Annotated in this window: 22 protein-coding genes; 13 read left to right on the top strand and 9 right to left on the bottom strand. The window is 41.9% G+C overall.

All coding sequences use genetic code 11. From position 1 onward, the window contains the following. Positions 1 to 17 precede the first annotated feature (17 nt). Positions 18 to 1,115 carry a Glu/Leu/Phe/Val dehydrogenase gene (locus NXR94_RS03225; RefSeq protein WP_258103133.1) on the bottom strand — a complete coding sequence of 366 codons (1,098 nt, stop codon included), beginning with the start codon at positions 1,113 to 1,115 and terminating at the stop codon, positions 18 to 20. Positions 1,116 to 1,276: 161 nt separating this feature from the next. On the opposite strand from NXR94_RS03225, the gene NXR94_RS03220 reads away from it, so the two are divergent. The 5 genes from NXR94_RS03220 (at position 1,277) to NXR94_RS03200 (ending at position 5,954) form a co-directional block, all read left to right on the top strand. Next, positions 1,277 to 3,070 (top strand): ABC transporter ATP-binding protein, encoded by a 1,794-nt coding sequence (locus NXR94_RS03220; protein ID WP_258103132.1) that lies wholly within the window; start codon positions 1,277 to 1,279, stop codon positions 3,068 to 3,070. Position 3,071: 1 nt separating this feature from the next. Continuing rightward, on the top strand, positions 3,072 to 3,464 hold the full coding sequence (locus NXR94_RS03215) for a group III truncated hemoglobin (protein ID WP_258103131.1): 393 nt from the start codon (positions 3,072 to 3,074) through the stop codon (positions 3,462 to 3,464). Further along, entirely contained in the window at positions 3,461 to 4,504 is a 1,044-nt protein-coding gene (locus NXR94_RS03210; RefSeq protein ID WP_258103130.1) for a Gfo/Idh/MocA family oxidoreductase, read from the top strand. The genes NXR94_RS03215 and NXR94_RS03210 overlap by 4 nt, the downstream gene beginning before the upstream one ends. A 148-nt stretch (positions 4,505 to 4,652) precedes the next feature. Beyond that, positions 4,653 to 5,492, top strand: a complete 840-nt coding sequence (locus tag NXR94_RS03205) for a putative phage abortive infection protein (protein ID WP_258103129.1) — start codon at positions 4,653 to 4,655, stop codon at positions 5,490 to 5,492. 111 nt (positions 5,493 to 5,603) lie between these two features. Beyond that, the gene (locus NXR94_RS03200; protein WP_258103128.1) at positions 5,604 to 5,954 is read left to right on the top strand and encodes a hypothetical protein; all 351 of its coding nucleotides are present in this window, start codon (positions 5,604 to 5,606) and stop codon (positions 5,952 to 5,954) included. 64 nt (positions 5,955 to 6,018) lie between these two features. On the opposite strand, the gene NXR94_RS03195 is transcribed toward NXR94_RS03200, so the two are convergent. After that, positions 6,019 to 6,555, bottom strand: coding sequence for a YceI family protein (locus tag NXR94_RS03195; RefSeq protein ID WP_258103127.1), 537 nt, complete (start codon positions 6,553 to 6,555; stop codon positions 6,019 to 6,021). Positions 6,556 to 6,786: 231 nt separating this feature from the next. Between NXR94_RS03195 and NXR94_RS03190 the strand changes: the two genes are divergently transcribed. The 3 genes from NXR94_RS03190 (at position 6,787) to cydB (ending at position 9,986) form a co-directional block, all read left to right on the top strand. Then, positions 6,787 to 7,407 (top strand): hypothetical protein, encoded by a 621-nt coding sequence (locus tag NXR94_RS03190; RefSeq protein WP_258103126.1) that lies wholly within the window; start codon positions 6,787 to 6,789, stop codon positions 7,405 to 7,407. Positions 7,408 to 7,563: 156 nt separating this feature from the next. Then, on the top strand, positions 7,564 to 8,937 hold the full coding sequence (locus NXR94_RS03185; RefSeq protein WP_258103125.1) for a cytochrome ubiquinol oxidase subunit I: 1,374 nt from the start codon (positions 7,564 to 7,566) through the stop codon (positions 8,935 to 8,937). A gap of 11 nt (positions 8,938 to 8,948) precedes the next feature. Further along, complete coding sequence (gene cydB / locus NXR94_RS03180) at positions 8,949 to 9,986, top strand: cytochrome d ubiquinol oxidase subunit II (RefSeq protein WP_258103124.1); 1,038 nt, start codon at positions 8,949 to 8,951, stop codon at positions 9,984 to 9,986. Positions 9,987 to 10,029: 43 nt separating this feature from the next. Here cydB and NXR94_RS03175 read toward each other — a convergent pair whose 3' ends face one another. The 4 genes from NXR94_RS03175 to truA are packed head-to-tail and all read right to left on the bottom strand — an operon-like array spanning position 10,030 to position 14,209. Further along, complete coding sequence (locus tag NXR94_RS03175) at positions 10,030 to 11,142, bottom strand: lactonase family protein (protein WP_258103123.1); 1,113 nt, start codon at positions 11,140 to 11,142, stop codon at positions 10,030 to 10,032. Positions 11,143 to 11,150: 8 nt separating this feature from the next. Further along, entirely contained in the window at positions 11,151 to 11,699 is a 549-nt protein-coding gene (locus NXR94_RS03170; RefSeq protein WP_258103122.1) for a hypothetical protein, read from the bottom strand. After that, positions 11,696 to 13,462 (bottom strand): ABC transporter ATP-binding protein, encoded by a 1,767-nt coding sequence (locus NXR94_RS03165; protein ID WP_258103121.1) that lies wholly within the window; start codon positions 13,460 to 13,462, stop codon positions 11,696 to 11,698. Before NXR94_RS03165 ends, NXR94_RS03170 begins: the two co-directional genes overlap by 4 nt. 3 nt (positions 13,463 to 13,465) lie before the next feature. Further along, positions 13,466 to 14,209, bottom strand: a complete 744-nt coding sequence (gene truA / locus NXR94_RS03160) for a tRNA pseudouridine(38-40) synthase TruA (protein WP_258103120.1) — start codon at positions 14,207 to 14,209, stop codon at positions 13,466 to 13,468. Between the two features lie 73 nt (positions 14,210 to 14,282). Between truA and NXR94_RS03155 the strand changes: the two genes are divergently transcribed. Together NXR94_RS03155 and htpG are read left to right on the top strand one after the other, a co-directional pair. Continuing rightward, positions 14,283 to 14,762, top strand: coding sequence for a DUF4293 domain-containing protein (locus NXR94_RS03155; RefSeq protein ID WP_258103119.1), 480 nt, complete (start codon positions 14,283 to 14,285; stop codon positions 14,760 to 14,762). A gap of 226 nt (positions 14,763 to 14,988) precedes the next feature. Next, entirely contained in the window at positions 14,989 to 16,884 is a 1,896-nt protein-coding gene (gene htpG / locus NXR94_RS03150; protein ID WP_258103118.1) for a molecular chaperone HtpG, read from the top strand. A 58-nt stretch (positions 16,885 to 16,942) separates the two neighbouring features. On the opposite strand, the gene NXR94_RS03145 is transcribed toward htpG, so the two are convergent. Beyond that, on the bottom strand, positions 16,943 to 17,539 hold the full coding sequence (locus tag NXR94_RS03145) for an HNH endonuclease (protein ID WP_258103117.1): 597 nt from the start codon (positions 17,537 to 17,539) through the stop codon (positions 16,943 to 16,945). A gap of 121 nt (positions 17,540 to 17,660) precedes the next feature. Between NXR94_RS03145 and NXR94_RS03140 the strand changes: the two genes are divergently transcribed. Further along, positions 17,661 to 18,524, top strand: coding sequence for an aldose 1-epimerase family protein (locus tag NXR94_RS03140; RefSeq protein ID WP_258103116.1), 864 nt, complete (start codon positions 17,661 to 17,663; stop codon positions 18,522 to 18,524). Positions 18,525 to 18,606: 82 nt separating this feature from the next. Further along, entirely contained in the window at positions 18,607 to 19,443 is an 837-nt protein-coding gene (locus NXR94_RS03135) for a toxin-antitoxin system YwqK family antitoxin (RefSeq protein ID WP_258103115.1), read from the top strand. Here NXR94_RS03135 and NXR94_RS03130 read toward each other — a convergent pair. Both NXR94_RS03130 and NXR94_RS03125 read right to left on the bottom strand, forming a co-directional pair. Further along, on the bottom strand, positions 19,440 to 20,486 hold the full coding sequence (locus NXR94_RS03130; protein ID WP_258103114.1) for a lysophospholipid acyltransferase family protein: 1,047 nt from the start codon (positions 20,484 to 20,486) through the stop codon (positions 19,440 to 19,442). The two genes, NXR94_RS03135 and NXR94_RS03130, sit on opposite strands and share 4 nt — an antisense overlap. Next, the gene (locus NXR94_RS03125; protein ID WP_258103113.1) at positions 20,486 to 21,388 is read right to left on the bottom strand and encodes a bile acid:sodium symporter family protein; all 903 of its coding nucleotides are present in this window, start codon (positions 21,386 to 21,388) and stop codon (positions 20,486 to 20,488) included. Before NXR94_RS03125 ends, NXR94_RS03130 begins: the two co-directional genes overlap by 1 nt. Positions 21,389 to 21,631: 243 nt before the next feature. On the opposite strand from NXR94_RS03125, the gene NXR94_RS03120 reads away from it, so the two are divergent. Next, positions 21,632 to 23,644 carry an alpha amylase C-terminal domain-containing protein gene (locus NXR94_RS03120; protein WP_258103112.1) on the top strand — a complete coding sequence of 671 codons (2,013 nt, stop codon included), beginning with the start codon at positions 21,632 to 21,634 and terminating at the stop codon, positions 23,642 to 23,644. The last annotated feature ends 41 nt before the right edge of the window (positions 23,645 to 23,685 follow it).

Here is a 23,685-nt window from a genome sequence, read left to right as displayed (position 1 = left end):
TAAGAACGTTTTTTTTATTAATAAGTCATTCTGATCCTTCCCACTCCTTCAATTCGCTTCAACGCCAATCTTAACGCTGCCTCATGAGTGGTCGAATCATTTTCCGCTGCAAATTTCAGAACATCTGAGCAAACATCATAGATTCTTTCCGTTTGCTGATAAACTTTTTCTCTATTGTAGTTACCGATTTGTTCGTAATAGACATTGGTAATACCTCCGCTATTGATAAGAAAATCAGGAGCATAGATGATGCCTCTATCCTTTAGACGATTGCCATCAGCCCGCTCATCATCGAGTTGATTATTTGCGCCTCCGGCAACTATATCGCATCTCAACTGCGGGATCGTTTGCTCATTCAGTGTCGCCCCCAAAGCACATGGCGCGTAGATATCCATATCGAATGAAGGCACATCATCGGGTTGGACTACCCCCACCTTATGTTTTTGAGTGATCGCCTTGATTTTGTCATCAAAAATATCTGAGACAAAAACTTCTGCTCCTTCCTCAACCAAATGATCAACAAGATAAGAGCCTACATTCCCGACACCCTGCACTAATATTCTCTTTCCTTTCAAATCATCCTTGCCATATACATACTTCGCACTCGCCTTCATCCCCATGTATACTCCGAAAGCGGTCACCGGGCTGGGATCACCTGACCCCCCCATACTCTCAGGGACACCGGTTACGAACGGGGTTTCCATGCGGATATATTCCATGTCTTTAGATGTCATGTTCACATCTTCTGCCGTCCAGTATTTTCCGTTGAGGCTATTGATAAACTTGCCAAAACGGCGCATGAGGATTTCATTTTTGATCTTGCGCGCATCGCCTATGATCACTGCCTTTCCTCCACCAATATTTAATCCGGCAATGGCGTTTTTAAAGGTCATTCCTCGTGAAAGTCTTAAGGCGTCCTTAATAGCATCTTGTTCATTGGAATAGTGCCACATTCGGGTTCCTCCCATGGCTGGACCTAATACGGTGTTGTGAATAGCAATGATCGCCTTCAGTCCGGTTGCATCATCATTACAAAACACCAATTGCTCATGTTCCATGTTTTGCATGATCTGAAAAATGCCTGCCTTTTGAATCTTGTCTTGGGTATCTATCATGATGTGTTGTTTATTTGCCTTTGAATTCAATGAAAGTTGACCAATCGGGAACCTGTCGCACCTGTACGGCTGTTCGCAATCTTTAAGTTGACTCTCATTTTGCCCAAATTTAGAGGGTTATAGAGTAATAACTATTTAACTCTCAGATCGTTTTAACCTCTGTGAAAGACTTAACACACCTTAATAAATACCTTAAAAAGTATAAATGGCATTTGATTCTTGGGGCGATTTTTATAATCATCTCTAATTTCTTTGGCATTATCCCCGCTGTGGTTGTAAGATATTCTTTCGACCTTCTTCAAAATAATTTTAAAATTTTTCAATCTTTCGAAGGTTTCGAGCTGCAATCAGAGTCTTTAAGCATGATTACTTCGAGTGTGCTGATCCTCGGAATGGTCATTTTATGTGCTGCGCTACTTCGCGGAGTCTTTATGTTCTTCATGCGGCAAACCATCATCGTGATGTCTCGCCTGATTGAATATGATCTCAAAAATGAGATTTATGATCATTACCAAACCCTGCCGTTGAGTTTTTATCGAAGAAACAATACGGGGGACCTAATGAACCGGATATCTGAGGATGTCAGCCGGGTAAGAATGTATGTCGGGCCTGCAATAATGTATGGAATTAACCTGGCCACGCTTTTTGCCATGGTTATCCCTTATATGATCTATATCAACCCAACACTGACGTTGTATTCTTTGCTTCCGCTACCCCTTCTTTCGGTCAGTATTTATTTCGTTAATAACATTATTAATAAACGATCGGAAGAAATCCAGGAAAGCCTGTCCGGCCTTTCCACATTTGTGCAGGAGGCTTTTTCAGGAATTAGAGTCATTAAAGCATTTGTCCGTGAGGAAGACATCAACCATGAGTTTGCCAAAGCAAGCGATGAGTATAAAGACAAATCTCTGAAACTGGCACTGGTTCAGGCGTTCTTCTTTCCACTCATCATGGGCCTCATTGGCTTTAGCGTGATCGTTACGGTTTATATTGGGTCAATTGAGGTGTTTAACGGAGCAATCAGTACCGGTAACATTGCCGAGTTCATTATCTATGTCAATATGCTGACCTGGCCGGTGACTTCACTGGGGTGGATCACAAGTATTATTCAAAGAGCTGCGGCTTCGCAAAAGCGGATCAATGAATTTCTTCAAACGAAAAATGAGATTGAAACCACCGAAAATCTGGAATTGGAAGTCGATGGGCATATTCGGTTTAATGATGTCTCCTTTACTTACCCGGATTCAGGTATTCAGGCCTTAAAAAACATTTCATTTGAAGTAGCACCCGGCGAATCTATTGCCATTATTGGCACCACAGGCTCCGGAAAATCAACGATAGCCAACCTGATCTGCCGCATGTACGATGCAAGTTCCGGGGAGATCTCGATAGACAAAAGAGACATCAAGGCTTATAACCTTCAAAAAATCAGAAGCCAGATTGGCTACGTTCCTCAGGATGTCTTCCTCTTTTCTGACACAATAGCTGAAAACATCGCATTTGGCAAGGAGGGAATGAGAAAGGAGGCCGTTAAAAAAGCAGCCGAGGACGCTGACCTGCTTGAAAATATTGATAGGTTCCCAAATGGCTTTGAGACGCGGGTTGGTGAGCGTGGAATTACTTTATCGGGCGGACAAAAACAACGGGTTTCCATCGCACGGGCTATTGCCAAAGAACCAAAAATTCTGATCCTGGATGATGCTTTGTCTGCAGTAGACACCAAAACAGAAAATACCATCCTGAATGCCATGACCCGTATCATGAAAGGCAGAACTTCGGTTATTATCAGTCACCGGGTTTCTTCGGCAAAACTGGCAGATAAAGTAATCGTATTGGATGATGGCTACATCGTCGAGCAGGGCACCAACGAATCGTTGCTTGAGGCCGGCGGCGTTTATAAAGAACTGCACGATAAGCAACTTCAGAGTGATTCTGAAGAAGTAGAAGCCTGATATGTCAAAAAAGGATATTCAATCGAGGGCAGATATACAGCTCATGGTAGATGAGTTTTACAAAAAAGTCATTGCAGATGAGCTTATTGGCCATTTCTTTAACAACGTTGTAAAACTTGATTGGGAAAAGCACATTCCAATTATGTACGACTTTTGGGAGTCGATGCTCTTGCAGAAGAATGTTTATCGCGGGAACCCCATGCAGGCGCATCTAGACCTCAACAGCAAAAGCCCATTGAAAGAAAAGCATTTCAATCGCTGGCTCAACCTGTTTGAAGCAACCGTGGACGAGCTATTCATTGGGCAGAATGCAGATACCGCAAAAACAAGAGCATTATCTATTGCAACCATAATACAAGCTAAATTGATGACCCAAAACCCTGAACAAATATGAAAAACATCAATGCCGCACTACTGTCGTTTGGTATGTCAGGACATGTCTTTCACGCCCCATTTATTCATCTTCACCCTGGATTCACGCTGTTAGGTGCATGGGAGCGAACCACAAAAAAGATTCAGGAATTCTATCCTGAAGTTAAAAGTTACGAAAGCAAGGAGGCAGTGCTGGATGATCCCAATGTGGATCTCGTTGTTGTAAACACGCCGACATATACCCATTACGAGTACACCAAAAAAGTACTGGAAGCGGGTAAACACGCCGTAGTGGAAAAGGCATTTACTACAACTACCCAGGAGGCAGAAGAATTGAGGGATTTGGCGAAAAGCAAAGGGCTCAAACTATGTGTTTTTCAAAATCGAAGATGGGATAGCGACTTTAAAACTGTTAAGGAGGTAATCCAAAATGGAATGATTGGTGAGGTGGTTGAAGCAACTATCGGATTTCTTCGGTATAACCCCAATCTCAGCCCAAAGACCCACAAAGAAAAGCCCAGCCCAGGAGCCGGTATTATGAAAGATCTCGGCCCTCATGTGATAGATCAGGCACTCGATCTTTTTGGCATGCCTAAGTCCGTGTTTGCCGATATCGCGATCACCAGAAAGGATTCAGAAGTGGATGATTATTTTGATATTTTGTTAAAATATGATGCTTTCAGAGTGCATATCAAAGGGGGCTATTTCTTTCGAGAGATGGGGCCCTCATACATCCTGCATGGCACAAAAGGCAGCTTTCTGAAATCCAGAGGTGATGTACAGGAAGATCAGCTAAAACTGAACAAAAAGCCTGACGATGACGATTATGGTATCGAACCAGTAGTAGAAGAAGGATTGCTACACACGGAAATCGAAGGAAAGGTTATTAGAAAAAACATTCCAACGCATACCGGTAACTATAAAGATTATTATGAAGGTGTATATCAGGCCATAGCCAACGGAGAGCCGGAACCGGTAACTGCTCAGGATGGTGTCAATGTGATGAAAATAATTGATGCCGCCTTTGAAAGTGCGGAGCACAAAAAAGTAATCTCATTTTAGTAATTAAGCATTCCAAACACGGATATGTTTGTTTATCACCGGAGGATTAAGCCCCTTTAACGGGTATTCTTCACCAGAATAACAAGATGAGCTGAAAATTGTATCTATCTTAGTAATTAGTACATCAACCTGAATTCCGCTTTTATATATGCCATCAGCAAGATCTCCATTCAAACCATTTTTTGTTAAATTTCTTGGCGCAGCCGCTGCCTTCGCTATCCTTTCAGGCTTCGGTCTGATTTATTTTGTATTCACCAATGTTAAAGATCTGGACCTCACTGTTGAGAGTGACCTTGATACGCTTAGTATGTTGGGTGAATTTTTTGGAGGGGCGGTTGGTTCTATTTGGTCCCTGGCTGGAATCATCCTTTTTTACCTGGCGTTGATTTACCAGCGCAAGGAACTGGAGTTACAGCGTGAGGAACTACTGGAAACACGGCATATCCTTGCCAGTCAGTCCAGAACCATTGAGATTCAGCAATTTGAAAATACTTTCTTTCAATTATTGGATTTTCATTTGGCTGCCGCAAAACGAATTGAGGTTCAGGATGGTGGTAACGGATTCGACAAGATGTATGCGGATTTTAAGAAAATGGTTGCAGATACCAGGAAAAAAAGAAAGACTGATGGGAGTTCCCAAACTCTAGACACCCAAACCTTCGAGACCAGTTTCAGGCATGTATTCGATAGTTATAGAAACACCCTCTCACACTACATAGAAAGCTACAAAGCCCTCCTTTTTTTAGTGCATGATAAGAGCTTGGATCCTTCTTTTTATGTCAATATCATAAAACCCCACCTGACAGAACAAGAGGTTGTAATCCAGTTCTACTACTTACTTCTCAATGGTGAAAACCAAAAATTTAAAGAAGTGGTAGAACAGTATGCCCTTTTCGAAAGACTTAATAAACGAGCCGTACAAGCTATTGACGACCTACACCTGGAGGAGTTAAAACCTTCTGCTTATGGGCAGATTATTGCTGAATGAAATTGATCAAAAAAGCTATACAAGCCTGGAAGGTCATTTTTGAATTGCCCTTTTCCTTAATTTATTAATAGATTTATTAAATTTTTTATCCCTATACTATTTGACCGTCCTATGCCTACTCTAAAATTATCTTCAATTGTGTGTGAGGTGCCTGAAGAATCTGATAAAGACGAAATCTATCTGAAATTCAGGGATAAGAAAATATGGCCACAAAAGGGAAAATATCAACAGATAGATACCGATGAAACTTTGCATATCGGGCTAAGCATAAAAATTGAGCGAACCGGCACCTTAAAACTCGATCTTTGGGAATACGATCTAACCTCAAAGGATGATCATCTGGGCGTTTTTCAGTTGGAAATAACCAGTCTCGATCCGGGACGTTTTACGGAACTGTTAGTTCGGGATGAAGAAGGGGCAGAAAGGGCGAGCTATTATATTAATTGGGAAATACGCGAATAGCAGAAATGAAAAAAGCACCCAGAAAAATTTCCGGGTGCTTAACCGCCTAATGAATCACCAAAATTTATGATTTTACCAACTGCACATTGAGCTGAAGTTTGACCTCATCTCCAACAACTACACCGCCTGCCTCGGTCAGCATACTCCATGTCAACCCAAATTCCTTTCTATTGATCACTCCATTGATTTCAAATCCGGCCTTGGTTTGTCCATAACCGTCTACGGTTGTACCTCCTAATTCCACATTCAAGGAAATCTCCCTTGAAGTATCCTTAATGGTCAACGGACCTGTAAGCTTGTAGCTATCCTCTCCAACTTTATTTAGGTGTCCCTCAAACGAAATTTGAGGAAAATTTTCGGCATCAAAGAAATCTGTACTTTTAAGGTGTGCATCTCTATCCGCAACATTGGTATCCACACTTGCCGTATTGAGTTTAAACCTGGCCTTTGCTCCATCAAAATCTTCTGATTCTGCCTCTAATTCGCCTTCAAATTCCTTAAAAGCCCCGGTAACCGTTGAAATAACCAGGTGTTTCACCTTAAACTGCACTTCACTATGAGTGCTGTCTATTGCCCATTTTGTTGTTGTAAGCGTTTCCATATCTCTTTTTTTAAATCTCTAATATTAATATGTACATACATTAACTGTACATACATATATATTGTTTCATTGAAGTGAATATTTTTTTAAAAAAAATCTGGACTTCGTCTAAGATTAACCTTCAAATCGTCGTAGAAACGCCCTTATAGTGGCCGTTTTGACCAATGAAATTAAAATTTATTATCTTATAGATGTGTTTTCAATTGAGTTAGAATCTTAGCTTTTTAAATCATGAAAACTATTGGCCATATCGGGATTATCCTTTTAATAATAGGCGCAATGAGTGGCGTAACCTATATTTTGGAGACCATTCACCCTATTACACTCACCCATGACGCTCTGGAACCAGATTACTATCTGAAGAATTCTAAATTGTACTTTAAGGATGCAGAACTCGAACGAAGTAAGGGTGAACTCGCATTGGGTATCATATCACTTGAAAAAATCAGGGCGGAAGCTGATACAGAAACCAATGATCTGCTCAGCCCTTCTCTCAAAGATCTAAAATTGGTATACAATCTACTTCCGGACAAAGTGGACAGTGTTGAACAACTCACCACCCCCTGCATAGAAGTATTGCTGGCCCTTACCTACATGCAAATCATTACCGCAGAAGAACTTGTCAAAGCAGAGGAACTTTCGAAAGCGCATAAAGCCATTGATTTCGCTAAGGAACACGTCAAAACCGCACTGCAGATGTCTGAAGGAGATCGAAGAGAAAGTGAGGTCATGATCTATTCTGAAATGAATGACATTACCAGTGATCCATCCATGTCTACTGAGTATGTCCTTTCAAAAATTCAAAAAATTAAAGAAGCCACAAGAAAACTGGAAGTTTCCTTCTTTCACTAAACATTCATTTTCTATTCCCCTTTACCCTCCTCTCTATAGATATAACAATCAGGAAAAATATACTGTCAACATATCCTAAAAAGTCAGAAAAAAGCCTGTTTTCATTCGGCTGAAAATCACTGAGATAGTACCTTAGCATCTGCAAAATAACAGGCTATGGATGTAGAAATTCTCTCCCGAATACAATTTGCTTTTACTGTTGCATTTCACTACATCTACCCGCCTCTAAGTATTGGTATTGGACTGATTCTGGTCATATTTGAAGGGCTTTATATAAAAACAGGCAACAAGGACTATGAAATCCTCGCCCGTTTCTGGACTAAGATTTTTGCATTGACCTTCGGTATTGGGGTGGCCACAGGAATCGTCATGGAGTTTGAGTTCGGAACCAACTGGGCAACTTATTCAAAATATGTTGGCGACATTTTTGGAAGCGCCCTGGCAGCCGAAGGGATTTTTGCCTTTGCTCTGGAAAGCGGGTTCCTTGGTGTATTACTATTTGGATGGAACAGGGTGAAGCCCTGGGTACATTTGGTGGCCACCTGTGGCGTATTCTTTGGCTCAATGTTTTCAGCAGTTTGGATTGTCATTGCCAATAGCTGGCAGCAAACTCCGTCCGGATATCACATCGTAGGAGAAGGCATGAATGCCAGGGCAGAGATTACGGATTTTTGGGCCATGGTCTTCAATCCTTCCAGCATGGAACGGCTCTCTCACGTTTGGCTGGGTGCGTTTCTATCAGGTGCATTTTTGGTGCTGAGTGTACATGCCTATTATCTCATCAAGGGGCGCTATACAGACATTTCCAGGAAAGCCTTTCGGATTGCATTGATCGTTGCCACGGTGTTCTCACTCGGGCAGCTTTTTACCGGACATAAGTCCGCAGATGGCGTGGCCAAAAATCAACCCCCTAAACTGGCCGCTTTGGAAGGACATTTTGAAAAGTCTGCGCCTGCCGACATGTACCTATTTGGCTGGGTAGATAAGGAAAGCCAAAAGGTAACCGGAATTAAGGTTCCTGGAGGTTTATCCTATTTATTACATCAAAACTTTGAAGAGCCTGTCACCGGACTAAACGCTTTCCCCGAAAATGAGCGCCCATCACAAGTGAACGCGGTATTTCAGTTTTACCATCTCATGGTGGCTATTGGAATGAGTCTCATTGCCCTGAGCCTCCTCGGCGTCTTCTTTTGGTGGAGAGGGACGCTTTTCAATCAGAAGTGGTTACTGGTCGTTTTTGTGTTTGCCACTTTGCTCCCGCAAATAGCTAATCAGGCTGGTTGGTTTGCTGCAGAAATGGGCCGACAGCCATGGGTCGTATATGGATTGCTGCGCACATCGGATGCACTCTCTGCGAGCGTTACGGCCAATCAGGTATGGTTCTCGCTGATCATGTTTTTTCTTGTTTACTTATTGCTTTTTGCCCTATTCATCTACCTGCTAAATAAGAAAATCAAACATGGCCCATATGACGAAAGTGATATTGAAAGCCATCCCATGCAGCAGGACATTGCTCAAATTTTTAATTGATTATGGAGGACATGCAGACATTTTTAGGCTTGGATTATCCGACACTTTGGTACCTGGTTGTTGGAGCATTATTCTCCGGATATGTCATTCTGGATGGGTTTGACTTCGGGGCCGGAGCATGGCACCTTTTTTTTAAGAAAGAAGAAAGCCGCCGAATTGCCTTAAATGCTATTGGTCCCGTATGGGATGGTAATGAAGTCTGGCTGGTAATTGGTGGTGGCGCTTTGTTCGCCGGATTCCCGGTACTCTACGCTTCATTGTTTTCCGCCATGTATATTCCGTTTATGCTTTTCTTACTCTTTATCATTTTTAGAGCTGTCTCTATAGAATTTAGGAGTAAGGAAACCATGAAATGGTGGAGAAAATCCTGGGACATCGCTTATAGCACATCAAGTATCGTTCTTTCCATTCTATTGGGTATCGTTCTGGGGAATGTACTTCAAGGCATTGCCATTGGAGACAATTTCGAATATCAGGGTGGTGCTCTTTTTGAATTTCTCAATCCTTATGCCTTAATGGTAGGTATCACTACCCTGGCACTCTTTATGGTTCATGGTGCCATCTATCTGCTGCTTAAAACTGAGGGGAGGTTATTTGTCAAACTCATATTCTTATTGAAAAAAGGCATGATCTTCTTTATGGTTTCGTTCGGGATCACCACCTTATATACGTTAATCTACATTCCCCACCTTTCAGATACCTTCTCTCAAAACCCAGTAATGTTCGGAGTACCCTTGCTGGCATTCTTGAGTATCGCCAACATACCCAGATTAGCAAAGAAGAAGAAATACAAAGAAGCATTCCTGTTTTCCTCCGTGACAATGAGCTTTCTGCTGATCATAGTAGCCATTGAGCTATACCCTGTGCTATTACTTTCAACTATCGACCCGGCATATAACATAGATATCTATAATGCCGCCGCATCAGAGAAATCGTTGAGCATTATGCTCACCATAGCCGCTATAGGAACTCCTCTGGTTATCGGTTACACCATTTTTGTTTACCGCACTTTTCGGGGAAAAGTGAAATTAGATGAGACGAGCTATTAATCTAACAGTCCTTTGATCGGATAAGAACTACATCAGAATGAAACTAGGGCATTGACATAAACCGAATGCCCTGTGGTTCAAGTGGGGTATCAACTTCACTAACTTTTTCAAAAAAGCCAGTTTTATAATTGATCTTCATTACTGAAATCCTATTGGATCTTTTATTGGCAATCAACAAATATTCACCAGACGGATCAACAGCAAAGGCTCTTGGCCAGTCGCCACCACAATCCTGCGTTCCCAAATATTTAAGGGCTCCGGTGGACTGATCAACACTCATGACCGCCAGACTATTATGCCCCCGATTAGAAGCATACAGATACTGCCCATTTGGAGTGATGTGAATGTCCGCAGATTTGTTAAAATCCTTGAAATCCTCAGGTAATGTTGGTACTGTGTTTATTGAATCCACTATCCCCTGTTTTGGATCAAAAGAAAAGCCTGTCACATGTCCGGTAAGTTCATGCAATACATAAACAAACCTACCGTTGGAATGAAAGGCAGCATGCCTTGGGCCGCCACCCGGGCGAATGTTTGCAAATGGTATTGGCGCCTCAGAAACGTAACCTGCTGAGTCCGAAGAATAGACCATCACCTTATCAATTCCTAAATCAGGCACGATAATCAGGTTGCTGTTTGGCGCAGGTAAGATCATATGAGCATGAGCCGATTCCTGCCTTTCCTTATTAACACTAGAGCCATGGTGTTGAACAGACCAAACCAGCTCTCCAATCCCCCCATTTTCCTCTAGTCCATACATGGAGGCACTTCCCGAACGATAATAGGCAACCAATAAAAATCGATAATCATTAGAGATGCTCACATGGCATGCTCCCTCTCCATTAGGTTCAATCTGATTAATGAGACTAAGGTCACCTGCCTTATCTACGCTGAAGGCCGATATCTTGTCTCCTACACTATAGAGCCTTTTATTGAGGGTGTCGACTGCCAGGTAAGATGTGGAAGCCGGTACGTCAATCAGTCCCACAGGAGTCAGTTCGCCTGCTTTCCATCCAAAAACTGCGATACCCACAGAATCTTTAGGGCTTCCCGATGCTATATAAACATAATGGGTGTTGTCCGACTTTTGATTTTCACATGCGAAAACCAGAGAAAACAAGACGAAGAATAGAAATATATTTAGAGCAGCGCGCATAATCAAAGCTATTGAACCCAGACCTCAACAGTCATGGAATTATCAGGAAAGTAAATCTCAACAAAAAATTCCTGAAGATTGCCACCATCACCTGAAGCGGTTTCACGCAACAGCTTTCGGTATTGTTTCTCGGGCATTCGGACCAGCGGATGCATACTTAGAAAAACAGCATATCTATCTCCGGAATTAAATTCCTTCATATCAAAATCCACCGGAATCTCAGCTATATCTTCTTTTAGCATGATCCCAATGAATTGTTCTACTTCATTTGCGGCAAGATCCGGGTTTTGATAACTGAAAACTACCAAATCGCCTTTTACATGATTTGATTCAATAAGCGTCTGACATCTTTCGAATTGCTCCTTTAGGGCCTTATCAGAATACCGTGTTTTATAATACTTGCCTACAACAGTTCTTTGAGCAGGCTCTAGTCTATAGACCTTGACCTCATCAAATCCACCCAAATTTCCATAGATGATGTAGAGACTCCAACCCAATATGATCACGAGTAATCCGATCAGGCTACCCCATAAAATTTTTTGCTGTTTTAGGTTCATGCGTTAACCACCTCTTTGTATTGCATTCGGTGAAGCTGAGCATAATGCCCATCCTTGCGGAGAAGTTCGTCATGTTTTCCTTCTTCTACAATTTCACCTTTATCCAAAACTAAGATTTTATCCGCATTTTGAATGGTAGAAAGTCGGTGCGCTATAACAATAGAGGTTCTTCCCTTCATGAGTTTTTGAATGGCCGATTGGATCAGTTCCTCCGTTTCAGTATCTACTGAACTTGTGGCTTCGTCCAGCACGATGATCTTAGGATCATATACCATTGCCCTGACGAAAGAAATCAACTGACGCTGGCCTACTGAGAGGGTAGCTCCCCGCTCCATCACGTTATAATCAAAGCCACCTGGCAATCGCTCAATGAACGTTCTGGCTCCAACCATCTCCGCAGCCTCTTTGACCTTATCCATGGAAATATCCGGGTTCCGTAGAGTGATGTTATTATAAATAGTGTCAGAGAACAGGAAAACATCCTGCAATACTACCGCTATATGACTCCTAAGATTTTCAAGCTGATAATCCCTGATATTGCGACCATCCAGGCTGATACTTCCATTGTTGATATCATAAAACCTGTTTAGCAGGTTAATGATGGAGGACTTACCAGCGCCCGTGGCACCTACCAACGCCAATACTTCACCCTTATTTACCTCAAAATTTACGTCTCTCAGTACCCAGTCTTCATCATTGTAAGCAAACCATACCTTTTGAAAACTGACATCTCCGGCAATCTCATCAGGCGCATAATTACCATTATCGGGAATGTGCTCTGTACTATCCAACAAATCCAGTATCCGGTTGCTGCTGACAATCCCCATCTGCAAAGTATTAAAGCGGTCTGCTATCATACGTATGGGTCGAAAGAACATTTGAATATACATAATGAAAGAGATGAGCACACCCAATGTTAGCTGCTCCTGGATGACACCACCGGCCCCCCACCAAATAACCAGCCCAATTCCTCCAGCCTGGATAACCTCTGCCACCGGAAAGTAAACCGAATAGTACATCACCGATCTGATATTTGCCTTTTTGTGCTCTGTGTTGATCTGCTTAAACTTCTCGTACTCGCGCTCCTCGGCGTTGAATATCTGCACAATATTCATCCCGGTAATGTGCTCCTGGACATACGTATTGAGATTGCTGACAGCCGTACGAACCTGATTAAAAGAAACCTTGACCTTTTCCTTAAAGACATAGGTGGCGAAGAGTAAAACCGGTAGCAGGGCCAGACTGACCAACGTTAATTGCCAACTCGTGCTAAACATAATAATCAGAATCACTGTCAACTGAAGAACATCCGCCGCGATTCCCGCTATCCCGGTACTAAAAACCTCCGATAGCGTTTCAATATCCGATACATTTCGTGTTACCAATCGCCCGATTGGCGTTTTATCAAAAAACTTTAGCTTAAGATTCTGAACATGCCTGAAGAGTTGTGTTCTTATATCCTTAATGATGTATTGCCCTAACCACCCCGATAAGAATGTATGATAGTACTGTACGATCGCCTGAATGAACAACATTGCCAGCAATATGGAAGTCATCATCACAAGGCCCTGATAATCGCCCTGTGCAACTTCGTTATCAATGGTCAGCCTAATGAGGTATGGATTTAAAGGCACAACAATTGCCAGACTGAAGGTTAAAAAAACCATCAGAAAGAATTGTGTCCGGTAAGGCCTGGCAAAGACAAAAAGCCTTTTCAGCACCTTCAAATCAACAATTTTCCCGCTTACCTTTTCCTTTTCCAAAAACTATAGATAAATATGTTCAGGGTATGAAACCCTCGTCAAAAATAACCCTTCTGCCGGGACCGCTCTTCCCGCCTTTTTCCTATCTCCGCTATTAAGTATCTCCTTTAATTGATCCACTGATGTTCTTCCCTGCCCCACATCCAACAATGTACCTACCAAAGCCCTGACCATCCCTCTAAGAAACCTGTTGGCACTAACGTGAAAAACATAGGCCTCGTTGGTTTGCTCCCACTTTATTTCCTTGATCTCACAAAGAAACGTGTTGACATCTGTTTGAACCTTGCTAAACGCCTGAAAGTTCTCCCACCCGCAAATCAAATCACATGCAGCATAGATAAGTTTCAAATCAAGATCAATATTAAAAAAGTAAGAGAGCCCCTTTTTGAATGGATTCTTGAATCCATGAATATGGTATTCGTAAGACCTCAACTCTGCATCAAATCGTGCATGAGCATCAGGCTTCACTTCTCTACAGCTATTGATAGCAATGGTGTCTGGTAAAAAGGAATTTAGCTTATAAACCAGATCATCCGGATCCAATTCTTTATCAAAATCAAAATGAGCGACCTGATGAGTTGCATGTACTCCTGCATCCGTTCTTCCACTCCCCACACACTCCGTCGGTGTTCTTAGCAATGTTGAAAGCACGTGATTTAATTCTCCCTGGACCGTGTGCGCATTGTGCTGCACCTGCCATCCATGGTAGGATGTCCCCTCGTAAGAAATGTCCAGAAAAAATCGCATTGCGCAAATTAACAGTATATTGATTGTCTATTTGATAAGCACACTGCACTTTTGCTCCAAATTTGAAGAAACAATGGTCCAAAGAATACAATCCGTTTTCTTACTTCTGGTAAGTCTAATCATGTTAGGTGTGCTTTTTCTGCCCCTGTGGTCAGAGGTAAGTCCGGATGGCAGCGAAACCGTAAACATCAATGCCTACTCCCTTGTTTACACACAAGGAGGTCTTACAGATGCTGAAATCTCTACCAAACCTACCTGGTACATTTCACTTGCAGCGCTTTTTGCATCCGGCATAGCCATGTTCACCATCTTCAAGTTTCGAAACCGTATGACTCAAATGAAATTGAGTGCGGTCAATTCACTCTTCATAGGAGCAACCATCGGTTTGATCTATTTCTTCTCCACCAGGGCCGAACCTATCATCGCTAACCATCAGGGTGAATTTGAGATTGGCAGCTACATCGCGGCAGCAGCGCTGTTCTTCAATTGGCTGGCCAAGCACTTCATCCAAAAAGATGAAAAACTAGTTAGAAGTGCGGATAGGATTAGGTAAAGCATTTCCAACCTGAAAGCCTAGGAGCAAATAGTTTCAGTCAGTTTAGATTAATAATTCTACACTGGGCCTTACCTCTGTGACAAATCCCTTTGTCATAGAATACCCTCTTTTCTCTCCTTGAAAAGTCAATCCGCCATTAAAAATGACAACTTGTCACATTTTATGAGCTGGAATAGTATTTGATCCTTGCCCGGCAGTACAAACCAAATTTTTGAAAACAGAGATGCAAGAGAAAGGCACAATTTCCATTCATACCGAGAATATCTTTCCGATCATTAAGAAATTCCTCTACTCAGATCATGAGATATTCCTAAGAGAGCTGGTTTCCAATGCAGTGGACGCAACCCAAAAGCTGAAAAGATTAGCTTCACTTGGCGAGTACAAAGGTGAACTGGGTGACCTGACTGTCGAGGTAAGCTTTGACAAGGACAAAAAGACCATCACCGTATCTGACAAAGGTATCGGGATGACGGCTGATGAAATAAAGAAATACATCAACCAAATCGCTTTCTCGGGAGCTACGGAATTCATTGAGAAATATAAAGACAAAGGTGATGATCAACAGATCATCGGACACTTTGGACTAGGTTTCTATTCTGCTTTCATGGTAGCGAAAGAGGTGGAGATCATCACGCTTTCTCACCAGGAAGGAGCTGAACCGGCACGTTGGGTTTGTGATGGTAATACAGAATTTGAAATTACCAAGGCTGAAAAAGACAGCCGTGGTACAACTATCATCCTGCACATAGCTGATGACTCTGAAGAATTCCTTGAAGAACAGAGAATTCAGCAGATTCTTGATAAATACTCTAAGTTCTTGCCGATTCCAATCAAGTTTGGAACGAAAGAGAAAAGTGAAGAGGATGGCGAAGACAAAGACGGTAAGAAAAAATACAAGACGGTAAAGGTTGATAACATCATCAACAACACCGAGCCAATTTGGACCAAGTCTCCAAGCGATCTGAAAGACGAGGATTATCTGGCTTTTTACAAAGAGCTTTATCCATTCTCAGAAGATCCTCTTTTCTGGATCCACCTGAACGTTGACTACCCATTCAACCTGACGGGTATTCTTTACTTCCCTAAGTTGAAAAAGGATTTTGAAGTACAGCGAAATCAAATTCAGCTTTACTCCAGACAGGTATTTATAACAGATGAAGTAAAAAATATTGTACCAGACTTCCTACAACTACTTCATGGAGTGATCGATTCTCCGGACATTCCACTAAACGTGTCTCGAAGCTATCTGCAGGCCGACGGAAATGTGAAGAAGATCAACGGATACATCACCAAGAAAGTAGCAGATAAGCTGGGTGAACTCTTCAAAAAGGATCGTTCGTCATACGAAAGTAAATGGAGCGATATTGGTGTTTTCGTCAAATATGGAATGATCTCCGAAGAGAAGTTTGAGGAAAAAGCGAAAGATTTTACGCTATTGAAAAACCTTGAAGACAAGTTCTTCACTGTGGAAGAGTATAAGGCCAAAGTTGAGGCAACTCAGACAAACAAGGACAAACACACTGTCTTCCTGTATGCTACAGATGTAGATAAACAACACGGATATATTGAGACAGCAAAAAAGCGAAACTACGACGTATTAATTCTGGACGGGCCAATTGACAGTCATTTCATTGGACATATTGAGCAAAAGAATGAGAGCATCACGCTTAAGCGTGTTGATTCTGATGTGATCGATAAGCTTATCGACAAGGACGAGAAGAAAGAGTCTGTGCTTTCTGATAAAGAAAAAGAGGCAGTAACAGAAGCTTTCAAAAAGGCAATTAACGATGATAAGAACACAGTGTCCGTTGAGCCAATGGCAACTGATGACATGCCTGTTACAGTGACTCTTCCTGAATTTCTTAGAAGAATGAAGGACATGCAAGCCCAGGGCGGCGGTGGAGGTATGATGATGTTTGGAGATATGCCTCTAAACCTATCTGTAGCTATTAATGCCAACCATGCTTACACCAAAAAGATAGTGGAAACTGAAACAGAAGAGGAAAAAGTGAAGTTGGCCAAACAAGCCTACGACTGGGCTCTGCTTTCACAAGGTATGTTGACCGGTAAGGATTTAACTGACTTTATTAATAGAAGTGTGGATATAGCTTCTAATTAAGCGAACCCCACTCCAAAACTTGAAAAGCACAAACATCTCTGTTTGTGCTTTTTTTGTCTTATTTCAAAGGCTCCACTTCCTTCCAACTGTCTCCTCTTTTAATCGAAAAGAGGGTTCCAATATTAATCCCGAATCGCTTGGCAATGATCTTGTATCTGGTCTTTCGATTAGGGTCATTGATCATCTTCTTCAACAGGGCCACTTTCGCCGGAGTCAACTTCGTATTTGGCTTATGATCGGGCTTATAGTAATAAACGCTTTTCCGCTCACGCATCACATCGGCAAACTCTTCCTTGCTCATCCATTGAAGGTTATCTGCACGACAATTCTCACGCTTGCGGTCCTTAAATACCAACTTCTTATAGTTGTCTGGGTTAGGGACAAACAATTCTGCTACCAGCTTATGGACATAGATAAGCGTATTCTTGCCATCCTTCTTCTTTGTAGGAATGGCATAATATCCCATGTTTTTATAGCCCGATAAGAGTATTGGATTTTCCGGATTATTGGAGGGATAGGATAGAACTCGACCAAGGTTCGAGATCATAAATTTCGATCGTAAATCTTCCCTGATATACTCCTTCCAAACCTCGTTTTTACGAGTTTCAAAGCCTTCGGGAAGATTGCCTGGTAGATCGCTGGTCAATTCAGACATTACTTCTTAGTTCGTTAAAGATTAATTGCACAAAGGTATCTTATAATTGATATCCCTAATTTTTATCTTGCGGTTGGTTCAAAACAGAAAGTTACAAAAACCGCGATAATATACTTTAACCATGGTTCTTCAGAACGAATTTATAAAAGCCACAGTTCAAAAAAAAGGGGCAGAGCTGGTAAGCCTTATATTAAAAGAAACGGGACAGGAGTACATCTGGCAGGCTGACCCTGCGCATTGGGCGAGGCACACCCCGGTACTTTTCCCCTTTGTTGGCCGATTAAAGAATGACGAGTACCATTTTGAAGGAAAAAAGTATAGCATGGGGCAGCATGGATTTGCCAGAGATATGGAATTCGAGGTTGAATCCCAATCCGAAAATAATATTTCGTTTTTACTGACGTCATCTGAAGAAACTTTAAGAAAGTATCCTTTCCAGTTTGAACTTAGAATCGTATACACTCTGGAAGGAAAGTCCATCCAAACTCAATATCATGTAAAAAATACAGGTAGACATGGCATGTATTTTTCTATTGGTGGCCATCCGGCTTTCAAATGTGCAATGACTTTGGCAGGCAAGCGATCGGATTATCAACTGCGATTCAACAAACCAGAAGACGCCGCGATTCATCTACTGGAAGATGGTATTTTTTCAGGCGAAACTGACAACAGCATATTGAAGAAGGGCATCATCCCGATTACAGATGAACTGTTTGATCGTGATGCCCTGGTATTCAAGCATCTTAAGTCGACGAACGTCTCATTAGTATCAATGGACAAGACATGGCTGAAATTCCATTTTCAAGGTTTTCCATACCTTGGCATCTGGTCAAAGAACCAGGTTTCAAGATTTGTATGCATTGAGCCGTGGTTCGGTATTGCTGATCACAAAGATCATGATGGAGACCTTGCGAAAAAAGAAGGTATCATGTCTTTAGATTCTGATAAAAGTTTCAACTGCGATTATCGGATAGAGATAGAATAAACTTAGTTTTGATACTTCGGTCATAGGTTCGCACTATTTGTCTTTTTTATGCGTTAGCCCATTGCGCCGGTTGACTTTCAATTTGAAGAAATTACTCTACATATCGCTTTCCTTCCTTGCATTACAGGTTTACGCTCAGGATGATGAGAGTCTGGAAGAGCTATTTGAAACCAAATATGAAACCCCCCTCACCATAGATTTGGAGGCGGATGTTGAAGAAGAGGTTACTGAGGTCAAAGAAAAGAAGAAAAAAATCAACCCTAAGATCTTCTATGGCATAAAAACCAAAAGAGGATTTACCCGTCATGGATTTGGAGACAGAGTGGTAGTGGAGCTCTTTCATTACCTGAAGGACAAGGATTATGTGGGTCCCGATGAATATGTCAGAGACTTTTATTGGTATGACTTCAAAAAAAAGAAGATCGTTAACTCCACACGGATCAAAAAAGGCTACGCCGGTGTCTTACACGGCCATTATGTAAAAAAAATGGGTGACCAGGTTCTGGAGGAAGGGTACTTCTACAAAGGAATGAAGCATGGCCGATGGGTCCGTTTAAGCAGGCATGATATCCTAATGGATAAGGAAGTGTACTGGAAGGGCTGGACAAAGCAATCCATGTTGTCTTATTATGACTTTCAAAGAACTCAGTTGAAGGAAATTATTCCTGTTCATTATGGTGAAAAGCAGGGAGAATATTTCGCGTATCATTCAAATGGAAATCTGGCTGTGGTTGGATATTACCAATTCAATGACAAAGTGGGAATCTGGAGGGAATATTACCCAAACACACGTGTTAAGCGAGAGATTAAATACCCACTAGAGCCATTTGATGACACTCCCCCGGTCATCCTCAAAGAATGGGACGAAGATGGACGCGTGATCTATGACCGTGAAAAATTCAGAGCGAGTCTGGATTAGTAACTTATCAGCTTTTGGCGGGCGAACATGAACATGATTGCCGTAGCAACAAATAACAATCCTGCCTGCCAGCTAATTAATACTCCACCTAAAATTCCAATCAATATCCACCAGATAATATGAAAAATCCCTCCTGCCAGGTATTTCAGTGAAATGGTGAAAACAGGATCCTTAATCACCGGAAGAAATTTCTTCAGGGACAATAAAGCTGGGAGATTTGGTAGGCTAAACAAGGCAATCAAAAACCTGACAAACACACCTTTTGGCTTCTGTTCCCTAACTCCCGGATCTTCGCTGTTGCCCATTTCCTTGAGCTGATCAAAAGGAAGATCTTGATGTTTAGGTTGAAAAATAAAATCCCGCTTCTTTTCGTAGTGCTCACTATTTTCTGCAAGTATCAAAGTACTTTTCATCCCCTCAGTCAGATCCTCTCGGAATTTGTTGTATGCCCTCTGTTTATGCTCATCGTATAAGTCATGATAGTCACTAGTATCAATTGGCTTGCCGAATTTTATCAACACTTTTGCTAAAGGTCTTCTATGCGAAAAGTAATTAATGCCAATGGGGACGATATAAAGCTTGAGATTCGGGTCTAACGATTCCCTGGCATCCAGTGCCAGTCGGGAAGTCCCTTTAGAAATAGAGCGCAAAAAATAATCATGACCATGATTCCCCTCTGGAAAAATCAACACTGCCTTGCCGTTTGAAAGTATCTCAAAACAAGTATCAAAAACAGCATCATTCTGAGAGAGGCTTTGGATGCCATCTCTGATTCTATAGATCGGCATCATGTGAAGTGATTTTAATATGGAAATCACCACTTTACTCTTGAAGATATCCGCCCTGGTCAAAAAGTGTACGGGTCGTTTAGTATAAACCCCAGACAATAGAGCATCCATAAATGCACCCTGATGATTCGGAGCAAAAATTACCGCCCCATCCTTGGGTATATTGTGCTTGTCAATAAGCTTAACACCACCAAAAAAAAGCTTCAATCCTAGCCATGAAGTTGCCTTTACAAACAAGTAAAAAGGATGCGCCATTATGTTAATATCACTTTAGATTTCCAATAATATGAAACTGCAAATCCGGCCAAAATATGCCAGATTCCCCACCAGGCGGCTACGATAGCCATTCCTCCAAGTCCCTGAAAAAACGCAAATATAAGCAGTAACCCCAGCCCCGAATTCTGGATGCCGGTTTCAATAGAAATCGTTCTCCGGTCCTGCTCTGAAACACCAAAAACTTTACCTATCTGAAAACCAGTAATCAAGGCAATAGCATTGTGCATAAAGACCAGAAGCACTACTAAATAGATGTAATTAACAAAAATATCCAGGTTGGCCATGAAGGCCAGAATCAGAATGGCTCCAAAGATCAAAATAGACCCATAGTGCGTATAAGGATGAAGCTTCCTTGCAGTTTCGGGTAAAAACCTGTTAAAACTCATTCCGAGAACAACCGGTATTCCAAGGATAATTAGGACTGTTCTCAGCACGTCAGAAAATTCAAGGTTTACCTGTTGAAGTAAACTGGCCGTCGGCTCATAGTATCCCGCCCAAAAGGCCAGGTTCAGAGGTGTCAGCAATATGGCCAGAACGCTTGACACAGCTGTGAGACTAACTGAAAGGGCAATATTTCCACGTGCCACTGATGAGAAAAAATTCGAAATATTACCTCCCGGACACGCCGCCACTAGCATCATACCCAGGGCAAAGCTTGGTCGGGGCTCTATGATCAGAATCATGATAAATGTGAGCATTGGGAGCGCCACGAACTGCGATAACATCCCAGCGATAACTGCTCTGGGTTGTCGAAGGATCATCAGAAAATCAGAGACCTTAAGGTTGAGAGCAACACCAAACATGATAAACCCGAGGCTCAGGTTGAGGAAAAACATATTTTCCCTGCTAAAATTGAGTGTAATACTATCAATCGATTCCATGATTTCACGGCGAAATTAAACATTCTCCCAAACGGACGTCATTGAGTTTTTCAAAAAAGGAAGAAACAAAATCAAATCAAATACCTCTTCAGTTGCAATTTTTTAATCATTTATAGAGTTTATCAAACATTTTAACATTGAATATCATATTTCATTGATAAATAATTAATACAATACCGCTTTCGTTAAATACTTTTGTCTCAATGATCGTATATCTATATTGCTCTAAACGAACTAACCCACATGCCTGAAAAGACAAAAATTCCAATCCTGGTTCAGAATGATCCATGGCTTTCGCCTTACGTTGATGACATCAACAACCGCACGGCACGGTTTGAAAACCGAAAGAAGGAGATCGAAAAAAATTATGGAAGTCTACAGGCCTTCGCGAGCGCATACGAATATTACGGACTGAATTATAGCAAAAAAGAGAAAGGCTGGTGGTACCGTGAGTGGGCTCCTAATGCACATGCACTTTATCTCACCGGAGATTTTAATAAGTGGGACAAAGAGTCTCACCCAATGAAAAAAAATCAGTTTGGTGTTTGGGAGATCTTTATTCCAGACGGCAAATCCGGAATAGCGCATGAAAGTGCTTTCAAAGTTCATGTGGTAGGGAACAATGGCAGCATGGATCGAATCCCTGCCTATGCTAAGTACTGTACTCAGGACGAGGTGAACTATGATTTTACGGCGCGAGCCTGGAATCCTGCCAAACCCTATAAATGGAAAAACAAAAAATTCGATCTTAAGACCCCTAATGAAAAACCACTGATCTACGAGTGTCATATTGGTATGGCCCAGGAGAAGGAGGGAATAGGAACTTATAAGGAATTTACGGAAAAGGTTCTTCCAAAAGTCAAGGAACAAGGATATAATACCCTCCAGGTCATGGCGGTACAGGAGCATCCATATTATGGCTCCTTTGGTTATCATGTAAGCAGCTTCTTTGCTCCATCAAGCCGATTCGGAACACCTTATGATCTTAAAGAATTAGTTGATACCGCTCATGGCATGGGCATCGCTGTAGTGATGGATATTGTTCATTCGCATGCGGTTAAAAATATTGCGGAAGGCCTTAATGAGTTTGACGGTACGGAAGATCAATATTTTCATCCTGGTGGAAGAGGAAATCACGATCAATGGGACTCCAAGCTATTCAACTACGGCAAGGAAGAGGTGCAGCGCTTCTTGCTTTCCAATGTGAAGTACTGGATTGAGGAGTTCAACTTCGACGGTTACAGATACGATGGCATCACATCTATGCTTTATTTCCACCACGGAAATATCTCCTTTGACCATTACGATAAGTACTTTAATGATACTGACTGGGACGTTCTGACCTACCTTCAGTTGGCAAATGTTCTTGCTAAGGAAATAAAACCACATGCCATTTTGATCGCTGAAGATATGAGTGGGATGCCTGGACTTTGCAGACCTGTAGAGGAAGGTGGACTAGGCTTTGATTTCCGCCTGGCCATGGGCATTCCGGATTATTGGATCAAGTTACTGAAACACAAGTCTGACGAAGAATGGAATATTCATGAAATGTGGCAAACCCTATCCAATAGAAGGTATGGAGAGCGTACCATTGCCTACTCAGAATCTCATGACCAGGCTCTGGTGGGAGACAAGTCGGTTGCCTTTTGGCTAATGGACAAGGAGATGTATACCCACATGCATATCAATCATGAAAGCCTGATCATCGACAGAGGTATTGCACTACATAAATTGATACGACTTTTCACCATTAGTCTGGGAGGTGAAGGCTGGCTAAACTTCATAGGAAATGAATTTGGTCATCCCGAGTGGGTAGACTTTCCCCGAGAGGGAAATGGTTGGAGCTATAAATATGCGCGTAGACAATGGAACCTTCAGGAGCATCCTGAATTAAGATATCAGTACCTGTACAATTTCGGTGCTGATATGGTGAAAATGGTGAATGAATACAATATCATAAATGCTTTGCCTGGGCAGCAGCTTAACATGGATGAAACCAATCACACCATGGTTTACGAGCGTAACAATGTGATTTTCGCATTGAATTTCCATCACCATAACTCTATCCCGGATTACCGATTTAGAGTGCCCGAGAAAGGAAAGTACAAGATCATCCTCAATTCAGATAAGAAAGAATATGGAGGTTTTGACAGATTGGATGATGCCATGACCTACCCGACCGTAACACTATTCGGGGAGCATTTCCTTAGTATCTATTTGCCGAGCCGCGTTGGAGTCGTTTTGAAGAAAGTCTAATTTCTTGAAATAAGGCCTCAGCAATACTCATCAAGCGAATT

It is taken from the genome of Marinoscillum sp. MHG1-6, assembly GCF_024714475.1.
Classification (GTDB): domain Bacteria; phylum Bacteroidota; class Bacteroidia; order Cytophagales; family Cyclobacteriaceae; genus JAMZMI01.
Note: the sequence above shows the minus strand (reverse complement) of the source record. Positions and strands in the feature narration are given on the sequence as shown.